General features: G+C 70.5%; 11 protein-coding genes. 8 read left to right on the top strand and 3 right to left on the bottom strand.

The genetic code is table 11. The features are described from left to right. The first annotated feature begins 31 nt into the window (after positions 1 to 31). The 6 genes from G7043_RS14435 (at position 32) to G7043_RS14410 (ending at position 5,464) form a co-directional block, all read left to right on the top strand. Positions 32 to 604 carry a PadR family transcriptional regulator gene (locus G7043_RS14435; RefSeq protein ID WP_166046115.1) on the top strand — a complete coding sequence of 191 codons (573 nt, stop codon included), beginning with the start codon at positions 32 to 34 and terminating at the stop codon, positions 602 to 604. Between the two features lie 15 nt (positions 605 to 619). Further along, the gene (locus G7043_RS14430; protein ID WP_166046114.1) at positions 620 to 928 is read left to right on the top strand and encodes a hypothetical protein; all 309 of its coding nucleotides are present in this window, start codon (positions 620 to 622) and stop codon (positions 926 to 928) included. An 82-nt stretch (positions 929 to 1,010) separates the two neighbouring features. Further along, positions 1,011 to 1,523, top strand: a complete 513-nt coding sequence (locus tag G7043_RS14425; protein WP_166046113.1) for a hypothetical protein — start codon at positions 1,011 to 1,013, stop codon at positions 1,521 to 1,523. 65 nt (positions 1,524 to 1,588) lie between these two features. Continuing rightward, on the top strand, positions 1,589 to 2,896 hold the full coding sequence (locus G7043_RS14420; protein ID WP_166046112.1) for a PepSY-associated TM helix domain-containing protein: 1,308 nt from the start codon (positions 1,589 to 1,591) through the stop codon (positions 2,894 to 2,896). Positions 2,897 to 3,065: 169 nt separating this feature from the next. Then, complete coding sequence (locus G7043_RS14415) at positions 3,066 to 4,076, top strand: YbaB/EbfC family nucleoid-associated protein (protein ID WP_166046111.1); 1,011 nt, start codon at positions 3,066 to 3,068, stop codon at positions 4,074 to 4,076. Between the two features lie 56 nt (positions 4,077 to 4,132). After that, a complete protein-coding gene (locus G7043_RS14410; RefSeq protein ID WP_166046110.1) occupies positions 4,133 to 5,464 on the top strand; it encodes a M28 family peptidase in 1,332 nt (443 codons plus the stop codon). On the opposite strand, the gene G7043_RS14405 is transcribed toward G7043_RS14410, so the two are convergent. Beyond that, complete coding sequence (locus G7043_RS14405; RefSeq protein WP_166046109.1) at positions 5,461 to 7,425, bottom strand: putative bifunctional diguanylate cyclase/phosphodiesterase; 1,965 nt, start codon at positions 7,423 to 7,425, stop codon at positions 5,461 to 5,463. The two genes, G7043_RS14410 and G7043_RS14405, sit on opposite strands and share 4 nt — an antisense overlap. Before the next feature lie 213 nt (positions 7,426 to 7,638). Here G7043_RS14405 and G7043_RS14400 point away from each other — a divergent pair, with 213 nt between their 5' ends. Both G7043_RS14400 and G7043_RS14395 read left to right on the top strand, forming a co-directional pair. Beyond that, the gene (locus G7043_RS14400; protein WP_166046108.1) at positions 7,639 to 8,622 is read left to right on the top strand and encodes a sugar ABC transporter substrate-binding protein; all 984 of its coding nucleotides are present in this window, start codon (positions 7,639 to 7,641) and stop codon (positions 8,620 to 8,622) included. An 86-nt stretch (positions 8,623 to 8,708) separates the two neighbouring features. Next, positions 8,709 to 10,136, top strand: coding sequence for an amidohydrolase family protein (locus G7043_RS14395; protein WP_166046107.1), 1,428 nt, complete (start codon positions 8,709 to 8,711; stop codon positions 10,134 to 10,136). Positions 10,137 to 10,157: 21 nt separating this feature from the next. Here G7043_RS14395 and G7043_RS14390 read toward each other — a convergent pair whose 3' ends face one another. Both G7043_RS14390 and G7043_RS14385 read right to left on the bottom strand, forming a co-directional pair. After that, on the bottom strand, positions 10,158 to 11,135 hold the full coding sequence (locus G7043_RS14390; protein ID WP_166046106.1) for an alpha/beta fold hydrolase: 978 nt from the start codon (positions 11,133 to 11,135) through the stop codon (positions 10,158 to 10,160). 40 nt (positions 11,136 to 11,175) lie between these two features. Further along, a complete protein-coding gene (locus tag G7043_RS14385; protein WP_166046105.1) occupies positions 11,176 to 13,677 on the bottom strand; it encodes a helix-turn-helix transcriptional regulator in 2,502 nt (833 codons plus the stop codon). Between the last annotated feature and the right edge of the window lie 3 nt (positions 13,678 to 13,680).

Here is a 13,680-nt window from a genome sequence, read left to right as displayed (position 1 = left end):
TGACTAGGTAACCGCACCGTAACCTGGGATGATGTCGCTGCGCAACGCCGTGCTGGCCGCCCTGCTCGACGGGCCGGCGTCCGGCTACGACCTGGCCAAGGTGTTCGACGCGTCCGTGGCGAACTTCTGGATGTGCACACCGCAGCAGCTCTACCGCGAGCTGGACCGGATGGAGACCGGCGGGCTGATCGAGGCGAGGACGGTCGAGCAGGAACGCCGGCCGAACAAACGGGTGTTCTCGCTCACCACGGCGGGTCTCGAAGCTCTGGCCGCGTTCACCGCCGAGCCGCACAAGCCCACCGCGATCCGCGACGAGCTGCTGGTCGCGGTGCTCGCCGCGGACGCCGGTGACGTCGAGGCGGTGAAAGCGTCACTCAGGGAACGCAGGCAGTGGGCCGAGGCGAAGATCGCGCGGTACGAACGCCTCCGGGCCAAGCTGCTCGACGGCCGCACCGAGGAGGAGTTCCTGGAGACGGCCGACCGCGTCGGGCCGTACCTGACCTTGTTGCGCGGCTTGTCGTTCGAGCGGGACAACGTGCGGTGGTGTGCGCGCAGCCTCACGGTGCTAGAGCGGCGTGGTGCCCGGCTCGACGCGCCCACGTGAGGTTGAATCGGGTCCATGAACGGCATTTCGGCGTTGCAGGAGGCTCTCAGCGCACCCGCGGAAGAGGCGCGCAACCGGTTCGCGGGGCGGCTCAACGGCTACCTCGAGGGTTCCGACGTCGTGCACGCCGTGCGGCTGCAGGGCTGGCTCGGCCTGGAGGTGCCCGGCCCCGGCTGTCACGTCGGCACGGGCAGCTGGGACTTCACCCGCTTCAAGGCGACGACGTCACCGGTGACGTGCGGGCGGTGCCGGTCGGCGGGGCTGCTCACCAGCTCGTTCACCGGTGGCCCGCACCAGCAGACCCTCGACCTCGAAGGCATCTAGAAAATCAACGCTGTGTTGAACCGTGAGGCCACAAGATTCGTAGGGGCTGATCTTACCTGTTCAGGCAGCTAGGCTCCTGTTTGTGACCCTGCCACCTCTGCCGCTGCGCCGTGCGCGCTGTGCGGCTGTCGGCGTGGTCACCGGGGCCCTCGCGGTCCTCGCGCACTCCAGCGCGGAGGGTCATCTACCCGACGCCGGACTGGTCTTCTCGCTCGTCGCGCTGCTGACGTGGGCCTGCGCCGGGTTCGCGCGGCACGAGCTCACTCCCGGACGGCTGCTGGTGCTGGTCGGCGGCGGCCAGTTGGCGATGCACCTGATGGTGTCGCTCGCCGTGTCCCGGCACGCACACGAGCCTGACCCGTCGCGCATGCTCGCCGCACACGTCGTGGCGACCCTTCTGACCGTGGCCGTGCTCGCCGTCGCCGAACGCACGGTGCTCACGGTGGCCCGCGCGATCGCGTCGGTCCTCCCCCGCAGGCTCCCGTCCCTGCCCGCCACTGCACCTCTGGTCGTCGCCACGCCTCGCCTCGCGCCGACCACGATCGTCTTCCTGGACGTGCTGTCGTGGCGCGGTCCTCCGGCTGAACAGGTCTGAATCCCCTTCACAGGGCCGCTTCCAACGCGGTCCTGCACCTGTTCACGCCCATTTGGAGTGCTCCGATGACCACCACAGCCCCCACACCCACCACAAGCGCTCCGCCACGCAGATCCTTCGCGTGGCGAGGACTGTTCCTGCGCCTGCACTTCTACGCCGGCGTCCTCGTCGGCCCGTTCATCCTGGTCGCCGCGCTGACCGGCGTGCTGTACGCCCTCACGCCTCAGCTGGAGTCCTGGGTCTACTCCGACCAGCTCCGCGTTCCCGTGTCCTCTCAGCAACTCCCGCTCGCGAAGCAGGTCGACGCCGCGCTGGCGACCTCGCCGGAGGGCACGCTCGTCGCGGTGCGCCCGGCTCCCGAACCCGGCGACACCACCCGCGTGTTGTTCTCCGAGAAGGGCCTCGGCGAGTCCGAACGCCGTGCTGTCTTCGTCGATCCCGGCACGGGTCGCGTCACCGGTGATCTCGTCGTCTACGGCTCGAGCGGCTCGCTGCCGTTGCGGATGACGCTGAGCCAGTTGCACCGCAACCTGATGCTCGGCGAACCCGGCCGGATCTACAGCGAGCTCGCCGCCTCCTGGCTGTGGGTGGTCGCGCTGGGCGGGCTGGTGTTGTGGATCACGAGGGCGCGCAACAGCAAGCGCATCCGCACGCACGGCCTGCTGGGCGTGTGGGTGCTCGTCGGCGCGCTGTTCTTGTCCGCCACGGGTCTCACGTGGTCCGCGTACGCCGGCGAGAACGTCGCGACGCTGCGCAAGGCCCTCGACTGGACCACGCCGTCGTTGAAGGTGCCCACCGGCGGTGGCGACCACTCCGAACACGGCGAGCACAGCTCCACCGGTACCAGTTACGGCGACGTCGACACGGTGCTGTGGGCGGCCCGCTCGTCGGGCATCGACGCCAAGCCCCTGGAGATCGGTCTGCCCGCCGAGTCCGGTGGCGCGTGGAAGGTCGCCGAGATCGGCCGCGGCTGGCCCACGCAGGTCGACTCGGTGGCGATCCAGGACGGTGCCGTGGTCAGCTCGGTGAACTTCGCCGACTACCCGCTCGCCGCGAAGCTGACCCGGTGGGGCATCGACGCGCACATGGGCGTGTTGTTCGGCTGGGTCAACCAGCTGGTCCTGCTGCTTCTCGGCGGCGGGCTGGTCGCACTGGTCGTGCTCGGCTACCGGATGTGGTGGAAGCGCAGGCCGACCCGCGGCTTCGGCCGTCCCACGCCGCGTGGCCAGTGGCGCAAGGCTCCGCGCGGCGCGTTGATCGGCCTCGGTCTCGGCGCGCTGCTCGTCGGGTGGTTCGTGCCGCTGCTCGGGATCAGTCTCGTGGTCTTTTTGGTGGTCGACGCCGTGCTCGGCAGGCGCGCGAAGGCGGCCTGACACAACGGATCCGGTGTGGCGCGCGGGCTCGCGCGCCACACCGTCCACAGTGGACAGGGCTTGCCTGAACTGGACATTTACGGCATATTTACGCCCAGGTGAGCCGGGAAGTCTGGTCGGCCCGCACGTCACAGGTGGTGACGGCGGAGAGCTGACGAGGGGCGCGCTGATGACGTTACTTCCCCACGCCATTCCTCTGATCAACGATCCGCAGGTCGTGCACGCGCTGGCTGCTCGCTGGCGGCGCACCAGGACGTTGCTGATCCTCTCCGCCGGTGTGCTGCCCGTCGCGATCGGCATCGTGTGCATCGTGCTCGCCGGGATGACGTCGGCCGGTCAGCGGATCATGCCGTGGTGGTCCGCGATTCCGGCCGTCGCCGCGGCGGCCTGCGCGTGGGCGTTGCTGAGCTGGTTGCGCCGCAACGGGTTGAGCGACCCTCACTCGTGGCTGCCCGCCACCACCCTGATGACCGGCGCGCAGCTCGTGCTCGGCGTGCTGCCGGGCTCGGGCATCGCGTTGCGGCTCAGTCCCGGCGCGGCCGTCGCGGTGAAGGCGTTGTGCGCGGCCGGAGTCCTCGGTGCGGGCTCGGCGTCGTGGCTCGCCCGGCTGGCCCGCCGCTCGCTGCTGGGAGCGCCGGTCCTCGAACTCGGCTCGACCGCGTTCCCGCTCGTGCTGGACGGCCACGGCGCGCGCGTCGTGATCGGTACCGACCGCGTCGACTGGACCACGCGGTCCGGCGGCCGGCTCGACCTCGGCGTCGCGTTCGCCCGCATCCTTCGCGTCACCACCGAGTCGAACGCGCTGGTGCTGCACACCGCGTCCGGTGCGTGGCGGGTGCCGGTGTCCGATCCGGCGACCGCTCAAGCGTTGTTGCGCCGCCGGTTGGCGTGGTGGGAGGAGCTGAACACGGCTGCCGAGGAACGGGAACGCCGGCACTACCTCGAACTGGTCAGGTTGCTCGCGGCCGTGAGCGGTGAGGCCACCCGCGGCGGCGTCACGGTGACCGTGGACTCGAACGGCCTGACGACGGGCGTCTCGTTCGGCCCCGAGGTCCGCCGTCTCGATCCCGACCTGCTCGCCGCGCAGCTGATGGCGTGCGTGCAGGTAGCACGGGCCGACGCGCGCAGGCAGGTGCAGGACCTCGTTCTCGATCACGCGTCCCCGAAAGCCAGCCACTAGTCGGTTGTCCGCCACCTCCCGTCCTGCCTACGTTCGGCTGGCTGGAGAATCGGGAGATGGGGGACGACGTGCGCAGACGTGACTTCCTCGCGGCGGCGGCCGGGGTAGCCGCCGTGGTGGCCAATCCCGCGAGCGCGCTCGCGGCGACCGAACAGAGACCGGGCGCCACCGGACTACCGGACCTGAACCTCGGCGACTTCCCCGTCGTGGCACGGGTCCGGGCCCGCAACGCCTTGAAACACCTGAAGGTGCTGAGCGACAAGATCGGGCCGCGGATCGGTGGCACCGCGTCCGAGCACCAGGCCCGCGACTACCTCGTCCGCGAGCTCAAGGCGTTGCGGTACCAGGTGACGACGCAGCCGTTCACCGTGCCGGACAAATACCTGGCCGACCTCTTGGGCCTCGGGCAGGCCGGCGCGTCTCGTTTCGGCTCCCTGGGCGTGACGGTCAAGGCGCCGTTCGTCGAAGTGGTCGACGGGCAGCTGCCGGACCTCACCGGCAAGATCGCGTTCTACGTCAACGCCCCCACCGGCTCGGCCCACGTGCACGCGGCGATCGAACGCGGTGCGGTGGCAGTGATCCTCGGCCGGATCTCGGCCACCGCGAGCAGGTCCAGCGCGTTCTCGCCGGCGCTGGACCGCAACGTCACCGTGCCCGTCATCGGCCTCGCCCAGGTGCACACGGAGAAGCTGCGCGCCCAGGGTTCCGGTGAACTGACGATCAGCACCGTGCACCACCCGAACCTCACGTCCTACAACGTGATCGCGGACCGCCCGGCGACCTTCCCGTGGCGCGACAACGGGGTCGTGATGGTGTCCGCGCACTACGACAGCGTGCCGGGTTCGCCGGGCGCCAACGACGACGGCAGCGGCACCGTGCTGTGCCTGGAGCTGGCCCGCGTGCTGCGTTATCTGCCCACGCACAAGGCGCTGCGGTTCGCGTTGTGGGGCTCGGAGGAACAGGGCCTGCTCGGCTCGCGGCACTACGTCTCGCAGCTCCCGCCCGAGGAGATCGCGCGGATCAAGGGCGTGTTCCAGAACGACATGGTCGCCACGAGCCACGACCCGGCCACCGCGTACTGGTTGCTGTCCGTCGACGGCGCCGACAACGCCACGACCGCCGGCGTGCGGGCGGCGGCGAAACGGCTCGGGTACGACCCGCGGGTGCACGGCCCGGTGGCGCGCGGGTCGAGCGACCACGTGCCGTTCCACGAGAAGGGCATGGCGTCGGCGAACTTCAGCTGGCGCGGTGAGGGCGGACCGGCCCAGCTGGAGCCGATCTACCACACGCCGGAGGACACGATCCGGGACAACATCAGCCTGGAACGGCTGCAGGTGTCGCTGGAACTGATCGGCGCGGCCGCCTATCGGCTGGCCTGCGAACGTTAGACACCAGGCGCGGTGAGTTCGCCGAGCATGCGGTCCCGCAACCACTCGGCGAACTCGTCCGCCGGCAACGGCTTGCTCAGGCAGTACCCCTGCACGATGTCGCAGCCCAGGGCGGCCAGCGCGCTCCAGGTCTCCTCGTCCTCCACGCCCTCGGCGACGACCTCCAGCTCCAGGTTGTGCGCGAGGCCCAGCAACGAGCGGGTGATGGCGCCGCTGGACGAGTCCGTGCGCATGTTCGTGGTGAAGGAGCGGTCGATCTTCATCTCGTGCACCGGCATCGTGCGCAGGTACGCGATGGACGAGTAGCCGGTGCCGAAGTCGTCGATGGACAGCCGCACGCCGAGTTCGCGCAGCCGCAGCAGGACTTCGCTGGCGCGGTGCGGGTCGGCGATGATCGCGCTTTCGGTGATCTCCAGGGTCAGCACTTCGGGCGGGCGGCCGTGCTGCTTCAGCGCGGTGGCGACCTGGTCGGGGAACGTCAGGTCGTGCAGGCACTGGGCGCCGACGTTGACCGAGATCGGCACGTCCCAGCCGGTCAGGTGCCAGGCGTGGCACTGGGCCAGGGCGTGGTCGAGCACGTACTGGGTCAGCGGTTCGATCAGGCCGGTCTCCTCGGCGGCCGGGATGAACCGGTCCGGGCCGAGCAGGCCGAGGCGCGGGTGCTGCCAGCGGCACAGGACCTCGGCGCCGCAGACGGCTCCGGTGCGCGCGTCGGCCTTGGGCTGGTAGTGCAGCACCAGTTCGCCGTGGTCGATGGCGTGCCGCAGGTCGCTGATGACGGTGAGCTGGGCGGCGCTCTGGTCGTCGCGGCCGGGGTCGTAGACGCACGTGCCGAGGCGGGCGCGCTTGGCCGCGTACATGGCGATGTCGGCGTGCTTGAGCAGTTCGTGCGCGTCCGAGGAGTCGTTCGGGTACATCGCCACGCCGATGCTGCAGCCGACGTCGACCGACAGGCCGTCCAGGTCGACGGCGTCCTCCAGCGCCCGGTGCACGCGCTCGGCGACGATCAGGGCGTTCGCGGCCGTGTTCACCGAGGGCAGCAGGACGGCGAACTCGTCGCCACCGAGGCGCGCCACCGTGTCGACCTCGCGGACGGCGCCGGTCAGGCGGTTCGCGACGTGCTGCAGCAGGCGGTCGCCGAACGCGTGGCCGAGCGTGTCGTTGATCGGTTTGAAGCGGTTGAGGTCGATCAGGAACAGCCCGAGCGGGTCGCCCATCTGGTCGGAGCGCCGGATGGCCTGCTGCGTGCGCTGGGTGAGCAGGGTCCGGTTGGCCAGACCGGTCAACGCGTCGTGCAACGCCTCGTGCTCGCTCTTCGCTGCCTGGCGCAGGATCTTGCGGCGGTGCCCGAGCAGGACGACGCCGCACAGCCCGACCAGACCGAGATCAATGATGAACGCGACGAGCGCGGCCAGTCGGAGACGGCCGTTCTGCGTTTCCGCGGAGCGCAGGTACTCGGTGGTTTCCAGACGTTTCAACTGCACGACCGTGGAGAGCTGTTTGCGCAACGAGACCAGCGTGAGCTCGGCCTGGTCCGCCTTCTGGAACGCCGCGGTGGTGTCACCGCGGTCGCCCGCGACGACGGCTTCGCGCAGCAGGCTCGAGTAGTCGCCGTAGAGGTCGCCGACGATCGTGGCGGCGCGGACGTCGGCGGGGCCGCCGTTCTCGCGCAGCCAGCGCAGGCTCTCGTCGGCGGCACCGGTGGCGTTCGTGACGGGCTGGCGCATCACCGGTGTGCCGGAGCGCAGGTAGTCGTGCAGGGCGTGGTCGCCGACGTCGACGTGCTGCACCACCAGACCCCAGCGGTCGCTCATCTCGTTGAGCTCGTGCAGGTGCGTGGCGGCACGTTGCATGCTCAGACTCGTCCACAGCGCAAGACCCGCCAGCGCGGCGAGGCCGATCGTCAGGCTGACGACGGTCGTCTGCGCGGTGGTGCGGGCCTCGACCCAGTTGGACAGCATCCAGGACGCCTCACGTGGGATATCGCTTTCCGGCGAAGGTGCTATTGGTACGCAGCCAAAGGATTCCACGCAAGCCGACACCTCGCGGCGCCGTGCACTAGCCTCTGACGCCTCCAAACGAACAACCGACGGGGCTGCCCCATGATTCGCGTCGCCCATCTCGCCCTACCTGCGCTTTTGCTCGCAGCAGCGGGGGTGAGCGGGTGCGGCGCGATGAAGACGTCCGATGACCCGCCCACCATCGGATTCGTCGCCCAGAACAACAGCCGCGACTTCTCCAGGGAGATGAGCGAGGGGTTCCGGGTGGGCGCGACCATCGCCGGCGGGGTCAAGGCGGAGGTCACCGGACCGGACACGCACGACGGTCTCAAGCAGGTCGAACTGCTCAAGGACCTGGCCACGCGGGCCAAGGGCGGGATCGGACTGTCGGCCGTCGCACCGGAACTGGTGGCCCAGCCGACGGCCCAGGTGATCGAGCAGGGCGTCCCGGTGATCGCGATCGCCGGTGGCCAGGTCGCGCCGGCCAGCGGGGTCAAGTTCATGATCGAGAACGACAGCTTCGCGATGGGCAGGCTGCTCGCGGACGCGGCGGCGGACCGGCTGACGCCGGACACCGGCGGCAAGATCATCATCGGCAGCAACTCCCCCGCGATGCCCGCGCTGGACCAGCGGTCGCTGGGAATGCGGGCCCGGCTGCTCGAACGGATGCCGAAGCTGCAGGTGATCGGGCCGCTCGACACCGGGCGCGACCTGACGGCGAACCTCGCGACGTGGCAACGGCTGGCCGACGCGAACCCGGACGCCGTCGCGCTGCTGGGTGCCGGTGACGTCGACGCGATCAACCTCGCCGCCGTGCACGCCGAGAAGAACGCGAAGTGGCTGGCCGGGGCGTTCAGCGTGGATCCCAAGGCGCTGCAGGGCGTCAAGGACGGGCACCTGTTCGCGACGGTGTCGGCCGAGCACTTCCTCAAGGGCGCGGTGGCCGGGTACATGCTGGCCCAGCACGCCAAGTCCGGCCGGAAGTTCCCCGAGGGCTGGTTCGTCGCACCGGGACTGCTGGTGCAGTCGTCCAACGTGGACGACATCATCCGCCGTCAGGCGACCGAGGCCAGCCGGCTGGAGGCCGCCCGACCGCAGATCGACGCTCTCACGGCGGATCCGGCGAAGCACCTGCGCCCACTGGAGCAGGCGCGGTGAGCCGTTTGCGCGGTGGATCTTCCACGCGGGTGACAGGACGCTGAACTGGAGCGAGCATGCAGGCCTTCCCTGCTTTTGGAGGCCGCATGATCAACCGACGGACACTCGCGAAATCCCTTGGCGCCGCAATGGCGATCTCCGCCACGACGACCGTCCCCGCCACCGCGGAGGCTGACGGCGTCCGCCGCCGCTACCTGATCCGCGGCGGCGCGGTCGTCACCGTCGACCAGACGCTCGGGGTGCTGCCGCGCGCGGACGTCCTGATCGACAACGGCAGGATCGAGGCCGTCGGACGGGATCTCCACGCCCGCGGCGCGAAGATCGTCGACGCGACCGACATGATCGTCATGCCCGGCTTCGTCAACACCCACCACCACATGTGGAGCGCGCTGGGCCGCAACTTCGTGGCCGACGGCTTCCCCTACTTCGCGGCCAAGCGGGCGACGTCCACGTTGTACAGCGCCCAGGACGTCTACCGCAGCGTGCTGCTCGGGCTGGCCGAACTGGCGAACGCGGGCGTGACCACCGTGCACAACTGGTCGAACAACACCCGCTCCCCCGCGCACGCCGACGCCGAACTCCGCGCGCACCGCGACGGCTTGCTGCGCGCCCGGTTCTCCTACGGCCACGTGGACCAGATGCCGCGTGACGTGCCGATGGACCTCACCGACGTGGATCGCGTGCGGCAGCAGTACTTCAGCGGCGGGACCGCGTTCGACGGCCTGGTGCACCTGGGCGTCAACCTGCGTGGGTTGTCGCAGAGCACCGAGCCCGCGTTCTTCGCGGACATCGAGGCGGCGCTGGGCCGTGGCCTGCCGATCGCGATCCACGCCGGTCAGGCGCCGCCGCGAACGGTGGACGCCGCAGACTACGAACGACGCGGCTGGCTCGGGCCCAAGACGTTGCTGTGCCACTACGTCACGGCCCTGGATAGCGACATGGAGATCATGGCGCGCACCGGCACGCCGCACAGCTGGTCGCCGCACTCCGAGTTCCGGCTGGGCACCGCGGGTGATCCGCGCGACGCGTTGTTGCGGTTCCGCAAGGCCGGTGTGCCGACCTCGCTGTCGTCGGACGCCACGTCCATCGCGCCGTCGGACATGTTCGAGGCGATGCGGCTCGTCTGGAACACCGGAATTCCGTGGCAGGGCACGCCTTCCGCGGGTCTGCCGGAGATCGGGTTCCGCGACGTCCTGCAGATGGCGACGGTGAACGGCGCCCGCGCGCTGGGGCTCGGCGACGTCACCGGGTCGATCACGGTGGGCAAGCGGGCGGACGTGATCCTGGTGCGCACCAACGACATCAACCTCGCGCCCGGCGGGTTGTTCGAGACCACGCTGGTGCAGGCGGCGACCCCTGCCAACGTCGACACCGTGTTCTCGGACGGCCGGATCGTGAAGCGCGGCGGCAAGCTGGTCGCCTACGACGTCGACCGGATCGTGCGGGATGCGAGGACTTCCTCACTTCGCATCCGCACGACGGCCGGCGGGATCCTCACTCCGCCTGCTGTGTGAGCTGAGCGCGGCCGGAGGTGTTCAGCGGCTCGCGTCGACCACGGCGCGGGTGAACGCCTCCGGCGCCTCCTGCGGCACGTTGTGCCCGATGCCGTCGAGGATCCGGTGCTCGTAGCGTCCGGTGAACCGGTCCCGGTAGCCCGCACCGGACTTGTTGGGTCCGTCGAAGTCGCTGGCGATCGTGATCGTCGGGACGCTGATCACCGGCCTGGCCTGCAGCTTGCGTTCGAGACCGTCGTAACGGTGCTCGCCCTCCGCGAGTTCGAGCCGCCAGCGGTAGTTGTGGATGACGATCGCGACGTGGTCCGGGTTCTTCCAGGCGGTGGCGCTCTGGGCATAGGTGGCCTCGTCGAAGTTCCACTGCGGTGAGGCGAGCTTCCAGATCAGCTTGTTGAACTCGTAGGTGTTCTGCGTGTAGCCCTTCTCGCCGCGTTCGGTGGCGAAGTAGTACTGGTACCACCAGCCCAGTTCGGCCTGCGGGCTCAGCGGTTCCCGGTTCGCGGCGAGGCTGATGATCAGGTAGCCGCTGACCGACACCAGCGCCTTCACCCGCTCCGGCCACAGCGCCGCGGTGACGCACGCCGTCCGGGCGCCCCAGTCGAACCCGGCGAGGGTGGCCTTGCGGATCTTGAGCGCGTCCATGAACGCGATCAGGTCGCTCGCGACGGCGGCCGGCTGACCGTTGCGCATCGTCCTGGCGTGCAGGAACCGCGTCGGGCCGTAGCCCCTGAGGTACGGGATGAGCACCCGGTGGCCCTGCGCGGCGAGAGCCGGTGCCACGTCGACGAAGCTGTGGATGTCGTACGGCCAGCCGTGCAGCAGGATCGTGACGGGGCCGTCCGCCGGGCCCATCTCCGCGTAGCCGACGTCCAGCAAACCGGCCCTGACCTGCTTGATCGGCCCCCACATCGGCGTGCTCGCCTTGGCCGTCGCCGTCACGATCGGTGCCGCCATGCCCGCTACGGCCAGTGCCTGGGAGAACTGTCGCCTGCTGATCATGACTTCGACGGTAGGGCTCAGCGGTTGGCGTTCGCGCCCGTCACGTGACGGTGTCCGCGTACGTCATCAGGGCCTGCTTGAGTTCGGCTCTGGCCGTGACCCCGAGCTTGGGGAAGATCCGGTGCAGGTGCGTGCTGACCGTCCGGTGCGAGAGGTGCAGCCGCTCGCCGATCTCCTTGTTGGTCAGCCCGTCCGCCGCCATTCGCGCGATGGTCAGCTCGTGCTCGGTCAGCTCGCCGGTCCCGTTGCGCGACTCGCCGGACGCCCGCAGCTCCTCTCCGGCCCGTTCCGCCCAGCCCCTGGTGCCGAACGCCTCGAACGCCTCTTTGGCCGCCTTGAGGTGCGGCCGAGCCTGGGCCGGTTTGCGCTGCCTGCGCAACCACGCCCCGAACGCGAGCTGCGTCCGTGCCCGGTCCCACGGCGAGTTTTCGTGGTCGAGCGCGGCCATGAACAGGGCCTCGGCCTCGTCGCCTTCAGCCAGCAGGGCACGCGCGTACCTCAGCCCCGCGGCGAGGGCGGGCGACCTGGTGGCGGTGTCGAGCTCCTCGACGATCTTGGCGGCCTCGTCGGAGTTGCCGCTGCGGGTGGCGGCCTCGACGAGTTCGGGCAGCACGTACCGGCGCAACGCCAGCTGGTAGGCGGGATCAGCCGGGTCGTGGATGCGGCGAACGGCGGCGAACGCGTCGGCGTACCGGCCTTCTCCCAGCGCGGCAAGGCTTCTGGCCAGCTGCACGGTGGCCAGCACGGGCCGCGCCCCGGCCGCGAGCCCGATCCGTTCGGCTTCGGCGGCCTTGCCGGCGGCCTGCTCGTAGTCGCCTTTCAGGGCGGCGATCTCGGCCTGCACGGCCGCGGCCAGGCCGCGCATGTACGGCTGCCCGGTCTCCTCGGCGAGCGTGGCGGCTTCGGCGACGGCGGGTTCGGCTGCGGTGATGTCGCCGAGGCGGGTCCGGCTCCAGGCTTCGACGGCGAGGGCGCGGGTCAGCAGTCCGAACTGGCCTTGGGCGCGCAGACCTCGTTGTGCGGCAAGGGAGAACCGGACGGAGTCCGCGAACGCGCCGACCTGGAGGGCCGCGCTGCCCAGCAGGCGGAGGGTGGCGGGGTCATCGGTGACAGGTTCTGCCCGCAGCCCCGCCACCACCGCGTCACCCTGCCCGACCGGGCACACGTAGGCCATCATCGCCAGCATCCGCGGATCACCGGGCTCGATCGGCAGTCTCCGCGCCACCGAAGCGATCCGCTCCCGAACCTCCGCCCCCGGCTCCACCCAGAAGCACCGCATCGCGACGCTCCAAAAGATCCGCATCCCCAGCTCGACGTCCCCGTCGCGGACCACCGCCTCGGCCAGCCCGACCAGTTCCCCCGGCCCGGCCGCGCCCTCTCCGACACCGTCGTCGAACGCCGTGGGCAACCAGGTCACCAACGCCCGTTCCCGAGCCGTGAGGTCCAACCCGCGCACGTCCAGCAGAATCCGCTCGACGTCGTCGCGCCGACCCGCCTCCGCCGCCAGTTCGGCGGCTCCGAGAAGCCTCCGGGCCCGCTCGCGGTCGTCGCCCAGCCGCGCCGCCCGTTCCAACGCGCTCACCGCGGCCGCCGCGCCACCCCGCCGCAACGCCCGGTCCGCCGTCTTCTCCAGCAGACCGGCCACGTTCTCGTCGCTGCCCCGCGTGGCACCGGCGAGATGCCACGCCCGCCGATCCGGCTCGTCCGACGCGTCCGCCAGCACCCGGTGTGCCGCCTGGACTTCAGCCGCGCCCGCCGCCTGCACGACAGCCGATCTGATCAACGGATGCCGGAAGCGCCCGTCCCGTTGCACGAGCCTGGCCTCGACCGCCGCTGTCAGATCCACTTCAGGAGTCCCGCCGAGCGCCACCATGAGCAACGCCGACCGCACCTCAAAAGGCAGCGTCGCGAAACGTGCCGCGAACGCCTCTTCCAGGGTGTTGCCGCCGAAGGGCAGTTCGGTGAGCGCCAACGGGTTCCCGGCCGCCCGCGCGAGCACCCGCGACCGTCGTTCCGCGTCCAGACCAGGTGCGACCGCCGCGAGCAGCACATCAGCTTCCTGATCAGCCAACGGTTCCAGCTCGATCGTGGGTACGCCCGCGAACACCGGTTCCCGCGCGGTGACCACGAGCGCGCCACCGGTCAGCCGCCGCGCCACGAACCCCAGGACGTCCTGGCTCGCCCGGTCCAGCCAGTGCGCGTCGTCCACCAGCACAACGGCTTCGGCCAACAGCTCCAGAGCGGCCAGCCCGACCAGCTGCACCGGCGGCGCGGGCCCGTCGGAGAGTCCGAGAACGACCTCCAGCGCGGCCCGCCGCACGTCCGGAAGAGCAGACAGGTCGAGGAACGGGTGCAGCACCTGGTGCAGTCCGGCGTACGGCAGGTCCTGCTCGGCTTCGACGCCGACCACCAGGTGGCCGTCGAGGCAGGACAGCAGCGCCGACTTCCCGACGCCGGGCTCGCCCACGATCACCAGCGCCCCACCGGACGCCGCCACCGCGGCCAGCCGTTCCCGTTCCCGCTCCCGCCCGACCAGCGACACCCG

Source organism: Lentzea alba (genome assembly GCF_011067745.1).
In the GTDB taxonomy this organism is placed as follows: domain Bacteria; phylum Actinomycetota; class Actinomycetes; order Mycobacteriales; family Pseudonocardiaceae; genus Lentzea; species Lentzea alba.
Note: the sequence above shows the minus strand (reverse complement) of the source record. Positions and strands in the feature narration are given on the sequence as shown.

Coding starts and splice junctions, on each gene's coding strand:
- G7043_RS14410 (WP_166046110.1), top strand. CDS start 4,133: ATGGGGGACGACGTGCGCAGACGTGACTTCCTCGCGGCGGCGGCCGGG.
- G7043_RS14395 (WP_166046107.1), top strand. CDS start 8,709: ATGATCAACCGACGGACACTCGCGAAATCCCTTGGCGCCGCAATGGCG.
- G7043_RS14405 (WP_166046109.1), bottom strand. CDS start 7,425: ATGCTGTCCAACTGGGTCGAGGCCCGCACCACCGCGCAGACGACCGTC.
- G7043_RS14420 (WP_166046112.1), top strand. CDS start 1,589: ATGACCACCACAGCCCCCACACCCACCACAAGCGCTCCGCCACGCAGA.
- G7043_RS14415 (WP_166046111.1), top strand. CDS start 3,066: ATGACGTTACTTCCCCACGCCATTCCTCTGATCAACGATCCGCAGGTC.
- G7043_RS14390 (WP_166046106.1), bottom strand. CDS start 11,135: ATGATCAGCAGGCGACAGTTCTCCCAGGCACTGGCCGTAGCGGGCATG.
- G7043_RS14430 (WP_166046114.1), top strand. CDS start 620: ATGAACGGCATTTCGGCGTTGCAGGAGGCTCTCAGCGCACCCGCGGAA.
- G7043_RS14435 (WP_166046115.1), top strand. CDS start 32: ATGTCGCTGCGCAACGCCGTGCTGGCCGCCCTGCTCGACGGGCCGGCG.
- G7043_RS14400 (WP_166046108.1), top strand. CDS start 7,639: ATGAAGACGTCCGATGACCCGCCCACCATCGGATTCGTCGCCCAGAAC.